14 protein-coding genes and 1 pseudogene are annotated in these 17,652 nt (G+C 43.1%); 8 read left to right on the forward strand and 7 right to left on the reverse strand.

The genetic code is table 11. The features are described from left to right. Positions 1-36: 36 nt before the first annotated feature. Positions 37-822, reverse strand: coding sequence for a DUF1460 domain-containing protein (locus SLS51_RS13755; protein ID WP_323839312.1), 786 nt, complete (start codon positions 820-822; stop codon positions 37-39). Positions 823-1,164: 342 nt separating this feature from the next. Here SLS51_RS13755 and erpA point away from each other — a divergent pair, with 342 nt between their 5' ends. Continuing rightward, complete coding sequence (erpA, locus tag SLS51_RS13760; protein WP_323839328.1) at positions 1,165-1,509, forward strand: iron-sulfur cluster insertion protein ErpA; 345 nt, start codon at positions 1,165-1,167, stop codon at positions 1,507-1,509. A gap of 92 nt (positions 1,510-1,601) precedes the next feature. Here erpA and btuF read toward each other — a convergent pair whose 3' ends face one another. Beyond that, entirely contained in the window at positions 1,602-2,429 is an 828-nt protein-coding gene (btuF, locus tag SLS51_RS13765) for a vitamin B12 ABC transporter substrate-binding protein BtuF (RefSeq protein ID WP_323839313.1), read from the reverse strand. A gap of 86 nt (positions 2,430-2,515) precedes the next feature. Further along, entirely contained in the window at positions 2,516-3,217 is a 702-nt protein-coding gene (gene mtnN / locus SLS51_RS13770) for a 5'-methylthioadenosine/S-adenosylhomocysteine nucleosidase (RefSeq protein WP_323839314.1), read from the reverse strand. A gap of 127 nt (positions 3,218-3,344) precedes the next feature. Between mtnN and dgt the strand changes: the two genes are divergently transcribed. Beyond that, positions 3,345-4,871: a dGTPase gene (dgt, locus tag SLS51_RS13775; RefSeq protein ID WP_323839315.1), complete on the forward strand. Its 1,527-nt coding sequence runs from the start codon at positions 3,345-3,347 to the stop codon at positions 4,869-4,871. Here the strand turns inward: dgt and SLS51_RS13780 are convergent. After that, positions 4,855-7,206, reverse strand: a complete 2,352-nt coding sequence (locus SLS51_RS13780) for an ATP-binding protein (RefSeq protein WP_323839316.1) — start codon at positions 7,204-7,206, stop codon at positions 4,855-4,857. The two genes, dgt and SLS51_RS13780, sit on opposite strands and share 17 nt — an antisense overlap. A gap of 53 nt (positions 7,207-7,259) precedes the next feature. Here SLS51_RS13780 and rlmD point away from each other — a divergent pair, with 53 nt between their 5' ends. The 3 genes from rlmD (at position 7,260) to mazG (ending at position 11,783) form a co-directional block, all read left to right on the forward strand. Next, positions 7,260-8,576: a 23S rRNA (uracil(1939)-C(5))-methyltransferase RlmD gene (rlmD, locus tag SLS51_RS13785; RefSeq protein ID WP_323839317.1), complete on the forward strand. Its 1,317-nt coding sequence runs from the start codon at positions 7,260-7,262 to the stop codon at positions 8,574-8,576. A 41-nt stretch (positions 8,577-8,617) separates the two neighbouring features. Further along, positions 8,618-10,849 (forward strand): GTP diphosphokinase, encoded by a 2,232-nt coding sequence (relA, locus tag SLS51_RS13790; protein ID WP_323839318.1) that lies wholly within the window; start codon positions 8,618-8,620, stop codon positions 10,847-10,849. A gap of 154 nt (positions 10,850-11,003) precedes the next feature. Next, the gene (mazG, locus tag SLS51_RS13795) at positions 11,004-11,783 is read left to right on the forward strand and encodes a nucleoside triphosphate pyrophosphohydrolase (protein ID WP_323839319.1); all 780 of its coding nucleotides are present in this window, start codon (positions 11,004-11,006) and stop codon (positions 11,781-11,783) included. Positions 11,784-11,949: 166 nt separating this feature from the next. Here the strand turns inward: mazG and SLS51_RS13800 are convergent, their stop codons facing one another. From SLS51_RS13800 to SLS51_RS13810, 3 genes are read right to left on the reverse strand one after another with little or no spacing between them, the layout of a single operon-like run. Then, positions 11,950-12,672 (reverse strand): hypothetical protein, encoded by a 723-nt coding sequence (locus SLS51_RS13800; protein WP_323839320.1) that lies wholly within the window; start codon positions 12,670-12,672, stop codon positions 11,950-11,952. A gap of 14 nt (positions 12,673-12,686) precedes the next feature. Beyond that, a complete protein-coding gene (locus tag SLS51_RS13805; protein ID WP_323839321.1) occupies positions 12,687-13,295 on the reverse strand; it encodes a restriction endonuclease fold toxin 5 domain-containing protein in 609 nt (202 codons plus the stop codon). Position 13,296: 1 nt separating this feature from the next. Further along, positions 13,297-13,644 (reverse strand): hypothetical protein, encoded by a 348-nt coding sequence (locus SLS51_RS13810; RefSeq protein WP_036780498.1) that lies wholly within the window; start codon positions 13,642-13,644, stop codon positions 13,297-13,299. A gap of 407 nt (positions 13,645-14,051) precedes the next feature. On the opposite strand from SLS51_RS13810, the gene pyrG reads away from it, so the two are divergent. From pyrG to SLS51_RS13825, 3 genes and pseudogenes are all read left to right on the forward strand, one after another. Then, a complete protein-coding gene (gene pyrG, locus SLS51_RS13815; protein WP_323839322.1) occupies positions 14,052-15,689 on the forward strand; it encodes a glutamine hydrolyzing CTP synthase in 1,638 nt (545 codons plus the stop codon). 73 nt (positions 15,690-15,762) lie between these two features. Continuing rightward, complete coding sequence (eno, locus tag SLS51_RS13820) at positions 15,763-17,064, forward strand: phosphopyruvate hydratase (RefSeq protein ID WP_323839323.1); 1,302 nt, start codon at positions 15,763-15,765, stop codon at positions 17,062-17,064. Between the two features lie 181 nt (positions 17,065-17,245). Then, a pseudogene (locus SLS51_RS13825) lies at positions 17,246-17,365 on the forward strand (type II toxin-antitoxin system RelB/DinJ family antitoxin); the annotation flags it as partial. Positions 17,366-17,652: the final 287 nt, after the last annotated feature.

Genomic DNA, 17,652 nt, shown 5'->3' on the forward strand with positions numbered 1-17,652 from the left:
TCTATTTTTAAGTGGGTTTGTCGTTTTCCCCTCGGATTATAATGCTCTTAGAACGATAATTCCGGGTTTATTCTTTACGTAATCAAGAAATGGTGAATCGACAACTTTTTTATTCGCAGCAAGTGAAGATGCGTTCCTCAGCATTGGGCCATGATCTGTCATAATAAAAATCCCGGTATGTGTGACATCCAATCCGGCAAGATGGGTATATATTCCTATATAATCGCCTGTTTTCAGGTTCTTAATAACATCATCGTTGACTTTATCACCGGGAATATATTTGATATCTCTTTGGGTAACACCCAGTCCGGGGATATATTCGCTCCCATCAGCCTTTTTATTCAGGCTTTTTGTGATTGCTATGTAAGAAGAACTTATTTCATCCGTTATATCTTTGGCGTTTAATTTTTCTCTGGTTGACCAATCTGTAAAGAAGTGTTTTCTTTGCAAAAAGCGAATCTTTCCGTCGATATATCTTGTCTGGGTGAGATTTTTTATAAAGTCATTTTGGTCGTTGGATTTCCTTAACGATTCGACATAATCAAGGAAAGTAAAGCAGTCTAGCCCGTTGAAGTCGATAACTAATTTTTCAGATTCAGTAGGGGAGCCAATAAGTTTGTTTGCGGTATAGGGTGTGCCCAAGAATTGATAAGAGACGTTTTTTATTATTTCACCAGGATTATCTTTATTTCCCGGTTTTACTTGGTTTTCTATAATTTCATTAATTTTTTTCGAGGTATAGCTGTCGATATCGACTTGTTTGCTATGAGCAGCACAACCTGTCAAGGTGACAGCAAGCATCAGTGGCAACATTTTTCGCATAGGAACTCCACATGGTTACTTTGATAAATATTCAATAAAGTAACTAATCATGATGATAAATCAATATTTTTTCCTGCTTACCGTTAATTGATTGACGGAGGGTTTAACTGCATGTGATGGTTTACTGCTTCTTTGAAGCTATCGTAAAAGGCTTGCGTTTGTCGTTAAGGTAGCCGCGATGGTAAACAAATGTATGATAACTTTTTGGCGGTTCGTGTGTTATCGAAATGACAAAACTTGAACCAACTAATCAGGTATTGGATAATTCGGGTTATTAATGATCGGCAAATTTTTGTTGTCTTCTGAATATTTTTGCCGAGTTCCAGTTTGGAGTAAAAAATGATGAGCGATGATATCGTATTACCTTTGCAGTTTACGGATGCCGCGGCACACAAAGTGAAAATCTTGGTTTCGGATGAAGAAAACCCAAACTTGCGTTTACGGGTTTATATCACTGGTGGTGGATGTAGTGGCTTCCAGTATGGTTTTACCTTTGATGATCAAATAAATGAAGGTGATATGACCATTGAGAAACAGGGTGTGGAGTTGGTTGTTGATCCGATGAGCCTACAATATTTGGTTGGCGGTTGTGTTGATTATACCGAAGGTCTGGAAGGTTCACGTTTTATCGTCACGAACCCTAATGCGAAGACAACGTGTGGTTGTGGTTCTTCTTTCAGTATCTGATTCCAGGCAATTTCCCGTAATGGGTCTGAATATGATGACCCATTTTCGGGAGCCCTCTTGCAATCCATCGGGTATAAAACGATTTTGCTTTATCAAGAATCCTTGTCATTCAATTGCTGGCATAGCTGTTCGGCTGCCAGAATGATGCGCGGTCCCGCGCGGTGAAACCAATCTTCATGTAATGTAATGACTTTGGCACGCAATTGTGGATGCCAGAAATTTTCAATTAATTTGACCTGTTCTTGTCCACCGCTGATAACAATTATCTCAGGTTTCCTGATGAGGACTTGTTCACGACTGACTTGAGGCCAAGGAACAGGGCTGTTGGCAAAAATATTTCTGCCGCCACAGATTGAAAGCACTTCACTTTGCAGTGTATGTCCAGAAGTAGTGAATAGAGGATAAGTACCGAATTGTAAAAAGGCCGGTTTAGGGGTTGTAGTGGCATATTTTTGTTGCAAATCGGCAAATCGTTGACGCAGTTCAGTCGCGGATTTTTTTGCTTGTTCTGGGTGAGGACTATATTCAGCGAGTCGTTCTAAATCCTGCGCTATCTGTTCGGTGGTTGTGGGGTCGGAATAAAAGATTTTAATGCCAAAAGCAGCAAGTTGTTCCAGTGGACGTTGGGGATTACCGCCACGCCATGCCAGAATCAGCTCAGGTTTAAGGGTAATAATGCGTTCCAGATTGATGCCTTGCCAGTTAGCTACTTGCTCAAGTTTACGGGCTTGAGGGGGATAATCAGAGTAGGCGCTGGCGGCAATCAGGTTGTCACCTAGCCCGGCGGCATAGGCTAATTCTGTCGTTGACGGAGATAAACTGATTACCCGTAAGGGAGCTGCATACAGAGAATGGCTGAAACTACTGAGAAACAGTAAAAGCGATAATCCAATTGAACCCGTGCTTTTTATCCATTTCATAGATGTACGCTCTTTAAAACATGAAATATATTGTCCGTAAACACGCCCGAAAGTATTCATCAGGGCGTGATTCTTTCAGTAATATATTATTTGTCTTTATTCAGAGTTGTCAGCATTGCGTTGACCATTAATGTAGATTGGCGAGCGGCCACGGCAAGAAATTCATCAAAGCTGATATGAGATTCTTTATCCGCCACATCAGAGATAGCACGTACCACCACAAATGGGGTGTTGTATTGATGGCAGACATGCCCTATTGCTGCGGCTTCCATTTCTACCGCCGTCACTTGTGGGAAAGTTGCCCGGATGCGCGCTAGTGGTTCTGCACCGTTAATAAATGCATCACCGCTGCAAATTAGCCCACGTACTGCATTCAGATTCAGTGAATGAATACATTTTTCTGCCAGATCAATTAGCTGGTCATCCGCCCCGAAAGCCGGGGGGCATTGTGCCATCTGGCCGGGCTCATAACCAAAAGCGGTAACATCAGCATCATGATAGCGAACTTCGTGGGATACCACGATATCACCGATTTGCAGTTTCGGATCAAGACCACCCGCTGATCCGGTGTTAATAATTACATCAGGCTGACAATTTTCAAGCAGTAAAGTTGTACCAATTGCAGCAGAAACTTTACCAATACCGGATTTTAACAGTGCGATCTCCACGCCGTTGAGTTTACCGGTATAGATTTCGCAGCCACCTCGTGACAATGTTTGGCGATCTTCAATTTGATCGCGCAGTAAAGTCACTTCTTGCTCCATAGCACCTATCACGCCTACTTTCATGATGTCATACTCGCTGTTGATTAATTAATCATATAAAATCATTCCGTGTTTGAGTTTAACATCTAATACGGAACAATCAGATAATCTGTGGTGTAAAACAGTGCTATCTCACAAGTCGGGGGGATAAATGTCCGGGATAGACTTTAGTCAAAAGCTTAACTATCAGCGTAAATACCGTCAGTATCATGTTGATCCTAATGATGAAGAGCAGGTTATTCGCCAGTTTGAAAGCGATCGTGGGCGGATTATGAATTCAGCGGCTATTCGTCGTTTACAGCAAAAAACACAGGTTTTTCCGCTGGAAAATAATGCCGCTGTCCGCAGTCGCTTGACGCATTCATTAGAAGTGCAACAGGTTGGGCGCTATATTTCGAAAACGATTATTAATGAATTGAAAACGCGTAATTTGCTGGCCGATTACGGGTTGGATAAACGGCTATTATCATTTGAAAGTTTGATTGAAATGGCTTGTTTAATGCACGATATTGGTAATCCACCCTTTGGTCATTTTGGTGAAGCGGCAATTAAAGATTGGTTTGCCAAAAAGCTCGATCTTAATTTTTCCCTGGAAAATATTAAGCGGGAAGATCGATGCGAAATCCCCGCATTGCATTTATGTGGTGATGTGAAAAAAGATCTCTTTCGTCGCCAGTTGCGTAAAGATTTATGTCAGTTTGAAGGGAATGCTCAGGCTATCCGTATGGTGCATAGCTTATTAAAACTCAATCTGACTTATGCCCAGCTTGGTTGTATTCTAAAATATACTTGCCCGGCTTTTCGTCTTGAAGAAACACCAAATCAATTTAATTATTTGATGAAAAAGCCAGGTTTTTATTGGTCGGAGGAGCATTTTGTTCGCGAATTACGTCGTGAGCTTAAAATGGGTGAGTTCTGTCGCTTCCCACTGACTTATATTATGGAAGCAGCAGATGATATCTCTTATTGCATTGCAGATTTGGATGATGCTGTTGAAAAAGCGATTTTCAGCGTCGATACATTGATGGGATATTTGGAACAGGAGTGGCAAGAAAATGGCGGTCATCGGGCTGGGGATCTATTCGACTTAACGGTCCGAAAGGCGTACAAGGGGACTCACGGTAACGAATTACGTCGAAGTCAGCAAGATCAATTTTTTATGTATTTGCGGGTTTATATTACCGGTAAGCTTGTGCCTTATACTGCTCGTCGTTTTATTGATCATCTGCCGGCTGTTTTTGAGGGTTCATTTAATCAAGCGCTACTTGAAGATAAGAGCGAGGAGCATCGGTTGCTTAGGACGTTGAAAAACATTGCTTGTAAGAGAGTGTTTAATCACCCTGAGATTGAAAAATTGGAGTTACAGGGATACCGAGTCATTAATGGATTATTAGATTTTTATTGTCCGTTATTGAAGATGTCCCGTCAGGATTTTGTGGAACTGAACCAGAACAATTTCCACAAAGATTATTTTATGGAAACTCGGCTGCTACACAAACTGTCCACCAAGCATCGTCTCGCTTATGGTGAAGCCGTGGAGAAAATTGTTGCCACTGACCAAGCTGAAAAAGACCTGCTCGAATTCTATTATCGCGCTCGTCTTATTCAGGATTACATCAGTGGCATGACAGATAATTATGCTTATGAAGAGTATCGTAAGTTTATTGTGTGCAATTAGTATTCTCGCTGCGATTCAATATCTTTTGGGCGGCGGTAAGGACATGATCAATTTCATCTGTCAGTTCCAACAATTCAGGTTCTATATCGGTTAATTGAACGCCTTGTTGTAATTGTTGTTCAATTAATTGGCAGAGGGATTTAAGTTGTGGTACACCGCTATAACAGCAGCTACCGTGCAGTTTATGGATCTGCTGCTGATAATCTTCCACCGTTTCCCCTGACAAAACTTTTTCTGTGATTGTTTTAATGGTTGGCAGTAAATCTACCAACATTTGCAACATGCTTATAGCTATCTGTTCTTTTCCGATGGCCTGTTGTAGTGCTAATGGCCAGTTAATATGTTGTGATTTTGGCGTTTTAACGTAGCGATTTAACACTGATTTCAGACGATCTTCATTGAGAGGTTTGGTCAGGAAATCCTCGAATGGAGATTGATCTGTATCGCCCTTTGGTCGGCAGGTATAAGCTGTAACCGCAATGATCGGTGTACTGCGGTGTTGCGGTAGCTGGTGGATGCGGTCGGAAGTACAGATACCATCCATACCTGGCATATGAATATCCATCAGAATAAGATCAAAATGGTGAGAGGTTGCTGACTGCAAAGCTTCTTCTCCACTGCTGCATAGCACGGTTTTTTCCACGATTTCTTCCAGTAATGAACCTATTAGTTTGAGGTTAGCTGGATTATCGTCAACGGCCATGACTGTCATCGGTAAACGTGGGGGATGGATAAGCGTCTTTTGTGGTACAACTGAGTCGGTTAGAATGAAATCGTCTTTTCCTAGCCATAAATCAAAACGGAAAACAGAACCTTTCTTAGGCTCACTGGTAAAGCTGATATTCCCGCCCATTTCTTGGATCAGTTTCCGTGTAATGACCAGACCGAGGCCGGTGCCGCCATAACGGCGGGAAATGCTGGCATTTGCTTGATGAAAAGCCTGAAATAGATGAGGTTGCTGTTCAGGACTGATACCAATACCTGTATCGCTGACCGTAATCTCTAAATTGATTTTATGGTGTTTCTGTTGTAGCAGGTTGATCTTTATCTCCACAGAACCTTGGTCAGTGAATTTAATCGCGTTACCGATAATATTGGTGAATATTTGCTGTAGGCGTGTCGGGTCGCCTACAACCAGATTCGGTATTTGGGGATCAACATGGTGGGTTAGCTGAATATTCTTACTTTTGGCGCTGAGTGTCAGTAACACCATGACCTCATCAATCATATCCTGTAAAAGGAATGGAACGTTTTCCAATACCAATTTATCCGCTTCAAGCCGCGAAAAATCCAATATGTCATTGATAATGTTCAGTAGATGATTAGCGGAACGCTCGATAATATACAGATATTCAGTTTGCTGTATTGTTAAAGGTGTTTTCAGTGCTTGGCGGGTAAAGCCAATTACGCCATTAAGTGGTGTGCGTAATTCATGAGACATATTTGCCAGAAATTCCGTTTTTATTCTGGCCGCTTCCTGCGCACGTTTTTTCGCTATTGCCAGTTCAACGTTCTGAATTTCGAATTGCTCCATTGTTTCCCGCAGATCCGACGTGGCTTGATCGATATCGTTTTGCATCTCTTCTTTATAGCTGGAGAGTGATTTGGCCATTGCATTAATGCCATTTTTTAGCGTATCTAATTCACCAAAATATTTCCCACTGACACGGCTGTTTAATTGTCCTTGGCGAATTCTATCGACAGTACTGACGATATCGCTGATAGGTTTTGTGATTTTACGAACCAAATGGTAGGCGAACAGCGATGCCCAACCAAGGCAAATGAGTAAGAGTAATATAAAAATAACGATTTCTTTATATTGCTGTAAGTGAGCTGACCGTAAATCAAGATCAATGGCGATGTAACCAATCGGACGTAAAGATGGGGCGTCAGAATGCTGATGATTCTGGGACAGATGGTGTTCTGAAATAATCGGCATACGTAAAATAATACTGTTTTTAACCTCCATTTTTGTCAAGGTGGTTGGCAGAGGCATATCTGGCGAGATCTGTAGTTGAGCTGAATTGTATTTATAGTTTGAGATATCAAATAGCTGATTATCATCGTTAAAAATGGCAATCGCTCGAACTATCTCAGAATTTCTGCGGTGAAGCCGGGTTATCAATGAATTGACGCTTTCACGGTTATGCAGGTTGATGCCAATTTCACTGGCGATCGACAGGGGTTCAATAATACTGATCCCGGATCGAACAATTTGGTTTTCCAGTTCACGATAGTGATAACAGAGAAATGAGATACTGAAAAACATGCCAACCAGTAAAATTGGCACTAGGATCAGGCTCATCATGCGGATGCGTAAGCTATATTTGGTCATAATCGTCCATTATGGGAAAATAAGAACTTAATAATTCATAGTCCGTAAGAATCATGGTGCAATTTTATTCTCCCAATCGTCGAACGGTAAATCGACATATCATCACAGTTACTGCTGATAATCTGGATGCCCAGGGGCAGGGCGTAGCTCGCTATCAGGGTAAAACTATTTTTGTCGCTGGGTTATTGCCCGGTGAACAGGCACAGGTACAACTAACGGAAGAAAAGCGACAGTTTGCAAAAGCAAAGTTGGTTAAGCGTTTATCTGACAGTCCATATCGTGTAAATCCCCGTTGTCCTCATTTTGGAGTATGTGGCGGTTGTCAGCAACAACATGTTGCACCTGATTTACAACGTGAAAGTAAAGCTAACGTTCTCGGACATCTGATTAGGCGAGAAACGGGTGTAACGGTTTCTGCCAAACCGGTGATTTTTGGTCCCGAATATGGTTATCGTCGCCGGGCAAGGCTTGGTTTACATTATCAAATAAAACAGCGCCAATTGGTGATGGGATTTCGTCAAAATCAATCCAATGAATTAGTTGCTATAAAAGAGTGCCCTGTTTTGCGACCTGAATTGGAACAATTATTGCAGCCATTATCTCAGTGTCTGAATAACTTGAAAGCAGTTAAACGGTTGGGACATGTGGAGTTGGTGCTAGCAGATAATGGTCCATTGATAATATTGCGCCATCTTGATCCCTTGAAGCGGGAAGATAAAGAGAAACTATGCTCATTTTCCGTGCAACATAATGTTGCTGTTTATCTGGCGGTGGATGAAACCTCACTTGAATCACTGAATGAACCGCCGGAACCCTGGTATCAAGTAGGTGGTTTGAAACTGGTTTTCAGTCCAAGAGATTTTATTCAGGTTAACGATCAGGTGAATCAACAAATGGTTGCTCAGGCGATAGAGTGGCTCGATTTACAACCGAATGATAACGTGCTTGATCTATTCTGTGGAATGGGGAATTTTACCTTACCTATTGGTCGCATAGTGCAATCTGTGGTCGGAGTCGAAGGGGTTGCCACGTTGGTAGCTAATGGGCAATATAATGCCAGATTAAATAATTTGGATAACATATCTTTCTGCCATGAGAACCTGGAAGCTGACATACATCATCAACCTTGGGCGAAACTGGGGTTTAACAAGGTTTTATTAGATCCGGCGCGTGCTGGGGCGGCAGGCGTCATGTCACACATTGTTGAGCTAGCGCCAGAGAAAGTGGTCTACGTCTCTTGTAATCCAACAACATTGGCGCGGGACAGTAAGATTCTGCTTGAGGCTGGCTATCAAATTATCAGTGTGCGGATGCTGGATATGTTTCCGCATACAGGTCATCTGGAGTCAATGGTGCTATTTAGCCGTTAAAGCGTGGTTGGGTAGAAGCTATGAAGTAGTCGGGAGAGATTATGGTTGCGGTAAGAAGTGCTCATTTAACCCCTGCGGGAGAGTTTGCAGTAAACAGGTGGGTCGCGAGTTTAAATATAGCGAATCTTCAATTGGGTGAGAAATTAGCCGAAACCTGGCGTTATTGTCACGAAAAAGCGCAGAATCATCCTGATTCAGAACTTCTGTTATGGCGTGGTGTAGAGATGGTTGAGATCCTCTCCACGCTGAGTATGGATAATGACAGTATGCGTGCTGCGCTACTGTTCCCGTTGGTGGATGCCAAATTACTTGACGATCAAACGGTCACTGAGGCGTTTGGTAGTGTGATTACCAATCTGGTGAAAGGTGTTATAGAGATGGATGCCATTCGCCACTTAAAAGCCACTCATCACGACTCAATCTGCTCTGTACAGGTTGATAATGTTCGCCGGATGCTACTGGCAATGGTGGAAGATTTTCGTTGTGTCATTATCAAATTGGCAGAGCGGATTGCCCATTTGCGGGAAGTTAAAGAGGCGACTGAAGATGAGCGTGTACTGGCTGCGAAAGAGTGTTCCAACATTTATGCGCCGCTCGCTAACCGACTAGGCATTGGTCAACTTAAATGGGAACTTGAGGATTACTGCTTCCGTTATCTCCATCCTGATGAATATAAAAAAATTGCGAAATTACTGCATGAACGCCGCATTGATCGTGAGCAGTATATTGATCACTTTGTCAAAACATTACGTAAGTATACCCTCAAAGAGGGCATCACCACTGAGATATACGGGCGTCCTAAACATATCTACAGCATCTGGCGCAAAATGCAGAAAAAATCGCTGGCATTTGATGAATTGTTTGATGTTCGGGCTGTACGGGTTGTGGTTGAACGTTTGCAGGATTGCTATGCGGCACTGGGGATAGTGCATACTCACTATCGTCATTTGCCGGATGAATTCGATGATTATGTTGCTAACCCGAAGCCGAATGGCTACCAATCCATTCATACTGTGGTGCTTGGGCCGGGTGGTAAGACACTGGAAATCCAGATTCGCACCCGTCAGATGCATGAAGATGCAGAATTGGGGATAGCCGCCCACTGGAAATATAAAGAGGGGGCAATGGCGGGCAGTCGTGCCGGATATGAAGGACGCATTGCATGGCTACGTAAACTGATCGCATGGCAGGAAGAGATGGCTGATTCTGGTGAGATGCTGGATGAAGTTCGCAGTCAGGTGTTTGATGATCGGGTATATGTATTTACACCGAAAGGCGATGTTATTGATCTACCTACCGGTTCTACGCCGCTGGATTTTGCTTACCATATTCACAGCGATGTGGGACATCGTTGTATTGGGGCGAAAATCAGTGGTCGCATTGTGCCATTCAGCTATCAGTTGCAAATGGGCGATCAGATTGAAATCATCACCCAGAAACACCCGAACCCAAGTCGTGATTGGTTAAATCCAAACTTGGGTTATGTCACCACAAGCCGCGGTCGGGCGAAAATCCATAATTGGTTCCGTAAACAGGATCGGGATAAAAACATTATCGCGGGTCGTCAGATGCTGGATAACGAACTGGAACACGTGGATATCAGCCTAAAAGAGGCGGAAAAGCTGCTTATTGCCCGTTATAACGTCCATACACTTGATGAAGTACTGGCGGGAATTGGCGTTGGTGATATCCGTATTAACCAATTGGTCAATTTCTTACAAAGCAAACTCAAGAAAACCACCGCAGAGGATGCAGATCGGGAAGCGCTTCGCAATTTAGAGAGTAAATCACATCCTCAGCGTAGTTCTGCTAAAGATGACGGGCGGATTGTGGTAGAAGGTGTGGGTAATTTGATGCATCACATTGCCCGTTGCTGCCAGCCCATTCCTGGTGATGAGATTGTCGGCTTTATCACACGTGGCCGAGGGATCTCTATCCATTGGGTTGATTGTGAACAACTGGCAGAGTTGCAGGCAAATGCGCCTGAAAGGGTGGTGGATGCGGTTTGGGGAGAGAGCTATTCCAGTGGTTACTCACTGATTGTGCGTGTTGTTGCGAACGATCGTAGTGGATTATTGCGTGATATCACCACGATTCTGGCGAATGAGAAGGTGAATGTACTTGGGGTGAGTAGCCGTAGTGATGTAAAACAGCAGATTGCCACCATTGACATGAATATTGAGATTTATAACCTGCAAGTACTGGGGCGGATCTTGGCGAAAATCAATCAGTTAGCGGATGTTATTGAAGCCAAACGTCTTCATGGCAACTGACCGCAGGAAAATCTGGATAAAAAATGAAATCATCTGCTATATACCCTATGGATTTCAAGCTGCATCGCGACGGCAAGGGAGAGAATCCCCGGGAGCATAGCAAACGATGTGACCGGGGTGAGCGAGTGCAGCCAACAAAGAGGCAACTTGAAAGATGACGGGTATAAAACGGTTACTGGGGATTATGGCACAGTTACGCCATCCTCAACAGGGATGTCCTTGGGACAAACAACAGACATTCAAAACCATCGCACCTTATACATTAGAAGAGACTTATGAAGTCATTGATGCCATTGAACGGGGTGATTTTTCTGATCTGAAAGAAGAATTGGGTGATCTATTATTTCAGGTGGTGTTCTATGCTGAAATGGGCAAAGAGCAACAGTTGTTTGATTTTGATGATATCTGCAATGCGATTAGCGATAAATTAGAGCGCCGCCATCCACATATTTTCGGTCAGCAGCAGGATATCAGCGGTGATGTGGCTATCAGTGGTTGGGAAAAACGTAAGGCGCAGGAAAGAGCGCAAAAAGATCTACATTCGGTCCTTGATGACATTCCGGCAAGTCTGCCGGCATTGATGAAAGCGTATAAAATACAGAAACGTTGTGCTGCGGTTGGTTTTGACTGGGATACTTTGGGGCCGGTGTTAGACAAAGTTTATGAAGAGATCGACGAAGTAATGGATGAGGCTCATCAGGCGGTGGTTGATCAACAGCATTTGGAGGAAGAGATTGGTGATCTGTTGTTTGCTGTTGTGAATTTGTCCCGTCATCTGGGCTACAAACCGGAAATTGCATTGCAAAAAGCATGCAATAAGTTTGAGCATCGATTTAGAGAAGTAGAAAAGCTGATTCTAAAGCAAGGTCACACTTTGGAAGCGGCAACATTGGAAGAAATGGAACAAATGTGGCAACAGGTTAAGAAACAGTAATCGGAAAGAGTAGCATGGAAGCTGGAATTTTTATTTTTTGAGTAAAGGAATGGCAAACAGCCCAAGGGGCTGTTATCCACACGAAAAAAGCGGAAATGGAAAGTGATGCTAATTCACGAAAAAATATCAAAAGAATGATGAAGAATAAAAAATTACCTCGTCGCCGTTAAACCTCAGTAATTAATGGTAGTAATCCCAGATTTAACAACTGAATTTCAACATCATTGGCTTTATCAATATCGTCCTGCTTTTCACCGTCAAAAATGCCTTTTTTGGTGATGATTAATGTGCCCAATTGCTCTTTATCATTGGCAATAGGCAAGATTTCATCTGCCATTGGTAACAATGAGGGGTCTATAACGAAGGGTAAATAAATCATCCAACCTGCACTTAACCTGTCGGGAAATACCTGATTTCGTTTCAAGGTATAGCCGTTAGTTTCCACCATAATGTAGGGGGCATTACGGCTGAAAACCAAAAAGGTAATAAAATCAATCAACCGTGAAAACTGAAAATCTTTTTCGTCAATCTTAAGCTTTATTGTTAGCTTAATTTGCCCCAGTTTATCAATACGATAGTTCTCATAAAATAGGGAACAGGCAAGGTCATCAACTTCACCATCCCAGATTTTCTTTCCTATAAAAGGGAAATTTTTTTTATAGCTTTTTTCAAACTCTTGAACCGCTTTTTTCGTCGGGTGGTCCCCTTCAAAAACAAGCTGTTCCAATGCTTCCTTACGGGTATGACCTGTCAAATACCAGGTTTTTTGGCGCCCGAAGAGTTGATCAATCTGTTGTGTTATCTCATACAAATCAGACAATGCCACCTGAGGAGTCAAAGGTTTTTTCCAGTCAAAATATAGTTTTATTTTTGTCGATAAAATAGCCATGCATTAACCTCACACTATCCGAGTAAAGGGGTATGAAATACTTTAATGTTGTGGAATTCAGAAAATTCCTGTGAATAATAACCGGCGCTTACAGGTTCCATAAAATGCCAATGGGAACGTGGAATGCAGTTCAATGAGGTACATACGTTTTGCTGTCGCCTTCCTTGATCTTTCATGGGTTCATCTCCCGTCCACCATTCCATCGGTTCTCCATTCCTAAAAAACTGATCATATTTCGCTTTGGATTCCAGAAATAGGCATGCTTTTGGTCGCCAGCCATCAAAACTGACCCCCAGACATTCCCATACCTGTATGAGTTTTACGTCCGGTTTGTAAACGGTTTTGGCTATCTGGAGTTGATAATCAAGGGTAACCTGTGAATATGAACTGGTGCTTTCCCAACTGGGACTCACTTTCTCAATGGCGGGGCAAGCCTTGCATTCTTCCCTTGTTGTACTGATCACATCCGTTCGGGCTTCCGCTTGCTCTTTTTCATCATCCTTGTCTTTTGTCATTTCCGTAACGCCGAGGCCCACACCAACGCCAACCAATATGCCCGCAAGGGCTGATGCCGCATATTCGGCAGCAGTCAGGGCTGCCGGGACTAACAGAGGTAAAGGCATGTTAATTGCTCCTTTTCAACAATTTATCTATTATTCTCAAGATATCTTTGTATTGTTGTTCCGGGTTTTCTCCTGCTTCAAGGGCATTTTTGATTTCTGGTACACCGTGGAAATTAAGATTAAATGCCGTTAAATAAAGGTATGATTTAATCAGCTTTTTATCTTTAAAGCCCAGGTCTTCGATTAAATACCGATAGGCTTCTTTAAGCCGCTTATGCAAATTTTTCTCATCCTCATGCACAACCAAGTCGGCATGTTCTGACAAAATGCATTGCCTGATTTTTTCAATATAAGTATTGTCCTCTGCATCAATAATTTTATCGAATTGTTCCTGAGTCAGTATAATCATGGCATCGTTCCTTAAATCATAAGCGATTGTTACCTATATTGAGCCTTTGTGGTGAGCGTGATTTAGATGAAATGATCACTATAGAAGCAATATTACTGTTTTTTAATCAATTAAAGCAATAAAATTGTCCGACATTGAGAATAAACAGGCGCGATTGACTTCATGGAAAATAAAGTTTGTGTCTGTGCTCATGTTGACATTGATAATGCTATGAAAGGGCTATTACCCATGTACAACGAATGAATCGGCTGTGCTTAAGCAGAGATGGGGTTAATGTGGGACAACAAAATGCGGGAAAAATACCTTATTTGCGTTCAGATTATTTGTGGCAAATTTAAGGTTCGGGTATACTGCTTTCCCGTCCTAGTTATATCCATCATCTTTAAACCTAAACTTTCAGGTTCAGCATGAAAACTAATTATATTTTTGTGACCGGCGGGGTCGTATCCTCTCTGGGTAAAGGCATTGCCGCAGCCTCTTTGGCGGCTATACTCGAAGCCCGTGGACTCAATGTCACGATTATGAAACTGGACCCGTACATCAATGTCGATCCAGGTACGATGAGCCCTATCCAACATGGGGAGGTCTTCGTTACCGAAGACGGCGCTGAAACTGATCTCGATTTAGGTCACTATGAGCGTTTCATCCGCACTAAAATGACTCGCCGCAATAACTTCACTACGGGGCGAGTTTATTCCGAAGTTTTGCGTAAAGAGCGCCGTGGCGACTATCTGGGGGCGACGGTTCAAGTTATTCCTCACATCACCAATGAAATTAAAGATCGCATCATCAGTGGTGGAGAAGGCCATGACGTGGTGCTGGTGGAAGTCGGTGGTACTGTCGGTGATATCGAATCGCTGCCATTTCTTGAAGCTATTCGTCAAATGGCGGTAGAAGTTGGCCGTGAACACACTTTGTATCTGCATCTGACACTGGTGCCTTATCTGGCAGCGGCTGGCGAAGTTAAAACTAAGCCGACTCAGCACTCGGTAAAAGAACTGCTTTCTATCGGTATTCAACCGGATATTCTGATTTGTCGTTCAGATCGTGTCATTCCTGCTAATGAGCGTGCAAAAATTGCTCTTTTCTGTAATGTGCCAGAAAAAGCGGTTATCTCCCTAAAAGACGTTGATTCCATTTATAAAATCCCAGGGCTATTGAAATCTCAAGGCTTAGATGATTATATTTGTAAACGATTCAGCCTTGATTGCCCGGAAGCAAATTTGTCCGAATGGGAGCAGGTCATTTACGAAGAAGCTAATCCTTCCGGTGAAGTCACTATTGGAATGGTGGGTAAATACGTTGAACTGCCTGATGCGTACAAATCCGTGATTGAGGCATTGAAACACGGCGGATTGAAAAATCGCCTGACGGTTAACATCAAACTGCTTGATTCCCAGGATGTTGAAACTCGTGGCGTTGAATTATTGAAGGGACTGGATGCGATTCTGGTTCCTGGTGGTTTCGGCGGCCGTGGTGTAGAAGGCAAGGTCATGACAGCCCGTTATGCGCGTGAGAACAACATTCCTTATCTGGGAATCTGTCTCGGCATGCAGGTAGCATTGATTGAGTTTTCTCGTCATGTTGCGGGTTTGGAAAAAGCCAGCTCAACAGAATTTGAACCTGATTGTCGGTTCCCGGTTGTTGGTCTGATCACTGAATGGCGTGATGAAGACGGTAATTTAGAAGTGCGTAGCGAAGAGAGTGATCTTGGTGGAACGATGCGTGTGGGCGGGCAGCCATGCCACCTGACAAAAGATAGCTTGGTGCGCGCTTTGTATGGGGCAGATACGATTGTTGAGCGTCATCGGCATCGTTATGAAGTGAATAATTTACTACTGAAACGTATTGAAGATGCTGGTCTGCGGGTCGCGGGTCGTTCAGTAGACAATAAATTAGTCGAAATTATTGAGATCCCTGACCATCCTTGGTTCGTGGCTTGTCAGTTCCACCCAGAATTTACTTCCACTCCTCGTGATGGCCATCCGTTGTTTATTGGTTTTGTTAAAGCCGCCGGTAAATACCAGAAAGGCCAGATCAAATAAGATGTGCAGTGAGTGACGGTATGAAGTGTTTCCGTCACTTACCTGAAATGTAACTTGTACTGAGGAAAACCTAATGTCCAAAATCGTTAAAGTGATCGGTCGTGAAATCATTGACTCCCGTGGTAACCCAACCGTAGAAGCAGAAGTGCATCTGGAAGGGGGTTTTGTGGGTTTAGCGGCTGCACCCTCTGGTGCATCTACCGGTTCTCGCGAAGCGTTGGAACTGCGTGACGGTGACAAATCCCGTTTTATGGGTAAAGGTGTACTGAAAGCTGTTGATGCAGTAAATGGCCCGATTGCACAGGCAGTTATCGGTCAGGATGCGAAAGATCAGACTAACATCGACAGAATCATGATCGACCTGGATGGTACTGAAAATAAATCTCAATTCGGTGCTAATGCGATTCTGGCGGTTTCTCTGGCTAACGCTAAGGCAGCGGCAGCAGCGAAAGGCATGCCATTGTACGAGCACATTGCTGAATTGAATGGCACTCCGGGTAAATTCTCTATGCCGTTGCCGATGATGAACATCATCAATGGTGGTGAGCACGCGGATAACAACGTTGATATCCAGGAATTTATGATTCAGCCGGTTGGTGCAAAGACGCTGAAAGAGGCGGTTCGTATTGGCTCAGAAGTTTTCCATAGTTTGGCTAAAGTTCTGAAAGCAAAAGGTATGAGCACTGCGGTTGGTGACGAAGGGGGCTATGCGCCTAACTTGGAATCTAACGCTGCGGCGCTGGCTGCTATCAAAGAAGCGATAGAACAAGCCGGTTATGTTTTGGGCAAAGATGTCACTTTGGCTATGGATTGTGCTGCTTCTGAATTCTACAACTCAGAAACCGGTAACTACGAACTGAAAGGTGAAGGTAAAACTTTCACTTCTCAAGAGTTCACACACTACCTGGAAGATTTGACCAGAAAATATCCGATTGTTTCTATTGAAGATGGCTTGAATGAATCTGACTGGGAAGGTTTCGCTTACCAAACGAAAGTATTGGGCGAGAAAATCCAGTTGGTTGGTGATGACCTATTTGTTACCAATACTAAGATCCTGAAAGAAGGTATTGAGAAAGGCATTGCTAACTCCATTCTGATTAAATTCAACCAAATTGGTTCTCTGACAGAAACACTGGCAGCGATTAAAATGGCAAAAGACGCTGGTTACACGGCGGTCATTTCTCATCGTTCTGGTGAAACGGAAGATGCGACTATTGCTGATCTGGCAGTAGGGACCGCAGCAGGTCAAATCAAAACCGGTTCTATGAGCCGTTCTGATCGCGTTGCTAAATACAACCAATTGATCCGTATTGAAGAAGCTTTGGGTAACCGCGCTCCTTTCTATGGCCTGAAAGAAGTAAAAGGTCAGGCTTAATAGGTAATTAATTAAGTATTAGAATTAAACAGGAGGGGTAAAACCCTCCTTTCAAAGAATACAGAGGCAAGAACTGATTTGCTTGGCAGTTTTGATGTGTTGAGCGTTTCTGATCCTTTTGCCGGTAGTGGAACAACGACTATATAAAAGTGAAGTATGGTTATTAATCGATTAGCCGCAGCCGGATGGGTTGCTGCAACCGAATAGCGAGACGTTACAGGCAATTCATGATCTAGAGAACGGGATAGGTGTTCACCGTGCCAACACGCTTGATGAATTAAAAAGTGATTTAGGCTGGTAACAGTGCTGATTTTCATTTATCAGAGCCGATTTAAATATGTTTGTTGAGCGGAGAGCTAGCTGTGATTCGAAGAGAAAGAATTAAGTTGAGCTGTGTGTAATAGGTTGATGTTTGAGCATGACAAACCTGAAATAATTTTATTCTTCCAAATGAAAGGCTAAAACCCTCCTTCATAACCTTCATTCCGCACCTAATTCAGGAATAAACCGCTTTATATTGTGCGCCTAATAAACTCAAAAGCTCATGGTGGTAAGATTGCATTCCTGTCACCATTTTATGTTCTTGAA

The organism is Photorhabdus africana, from assembly GCF_035181445.1.
In the GTDB taxonomy this organism is placed as follows: domain Bacteria; phylum Pseudomonadota; class Gammaproteobacteria; order Enterobacterales; family Enterobacteriaceae; genus Photorhabdus; species Photorhabdus laumondii.

What these genes read in the sequence shown, in the direction of transcription:
- SLS51_RS13755 (WP_323839312.1), bottom strand. Translation starts at nt 822, where the DNA reads ATGCGAAAAATGTTGCCACTGATGCTTGCTGTCACCTTGACAGGTTGT.
- erpA (WP_323839328.1), top strand. Translation starts at nt 1,165, where the DNA reads ATGAGCGATGATATCGTATTACCTTTGCAGTTTACGGATGCCGCGGCA.
- btuF (WP_323839313.1), bottom strand. Translation starts at nt 2,429, where the DNA reads ATGAAATGGATAAAAAGCACGGGTTCAATTGGATTATCGCTTTTACTG.
- mtnN (WP_323839314.1), bottom strand. Translation starts at nt 3,217, where the DNA reads ATGAAAGTAGGCGTGATAGGTGCTATGGAGCAAGAAGTGACTTTACTG.
- dgt (WP_323839315.1), top strand. Translation starts at nt 3,345, where the DNA reads ATGTCCGGGATAGACTTTAGTCAAAAGCTTAACTATCAGCGTAAATAC.
- SLS51_RS13780 (WP_323839316.1), bottom strand. Translation starts at nt 7,206, where the DNA reads ATGACCAAATATAGCTTACGCATCCGCATGATGAGCCTGATCCTAGTG.
- rlmD (WP_323839317.1), top strand. Translation starts at nt 7,260, where the DNA reads ATGGTGCAATTTTATTCTCCCAATCGTCGAACGGTAAATCGACATATC.
- relA (WP_323839318.1), top strand. Translation starts at nt 8,618, where the DNA reads ATGGTTGCGGTAAGAAGTGCTCATTTAACCCCTGCGGGAGAGTTTGCA.
- mazG (WP_323839319.1), top strand. Translation starts at nt 11,004, where the DNA reads ATGACGGGTATAAAACGGTTACTGGGGATTATGGCACAGTTACGCCAT.
- SLS51_RS13800 (WP_323839320.1), bottom strand. Translation starts at nt 12,672, where the DNA reads ATGGCTATTTTATCGACAAAAATAAAACTATATTTTGACTGGAAAAAA.
- SLS51_RS13805 (WP_323839321.1), bottom strand. Translation starts at nt 13,295, where the DNA reads ATGCCTTTACCTCTGTTAGTCCCGGCAGCCCTGACTGCTGCCGAATAT.
- SLS51_RS13810 (WP_036780498.1), bottom strand. Translation starts at nt 13,644, where the DNA reads ATGATTATACTGACTCAGGAACAATTCGATAAAATTATTGATGCAGAG.
- pyrG (WP_323839322.1), top strand. Translation starts at nt 14,052, where the DNA reads ATGAAAACTAATTATATTTTTGTGACCGGCGGGGTCGTATCCTCTCTG.
- eno (WP_323839323.1), top strand. Translation starts at nt 15,763, where the DNA reads ATGTCCAAAATCGTTAAAGTGATCGGTCGTGAAATCATTGACTCCCGT.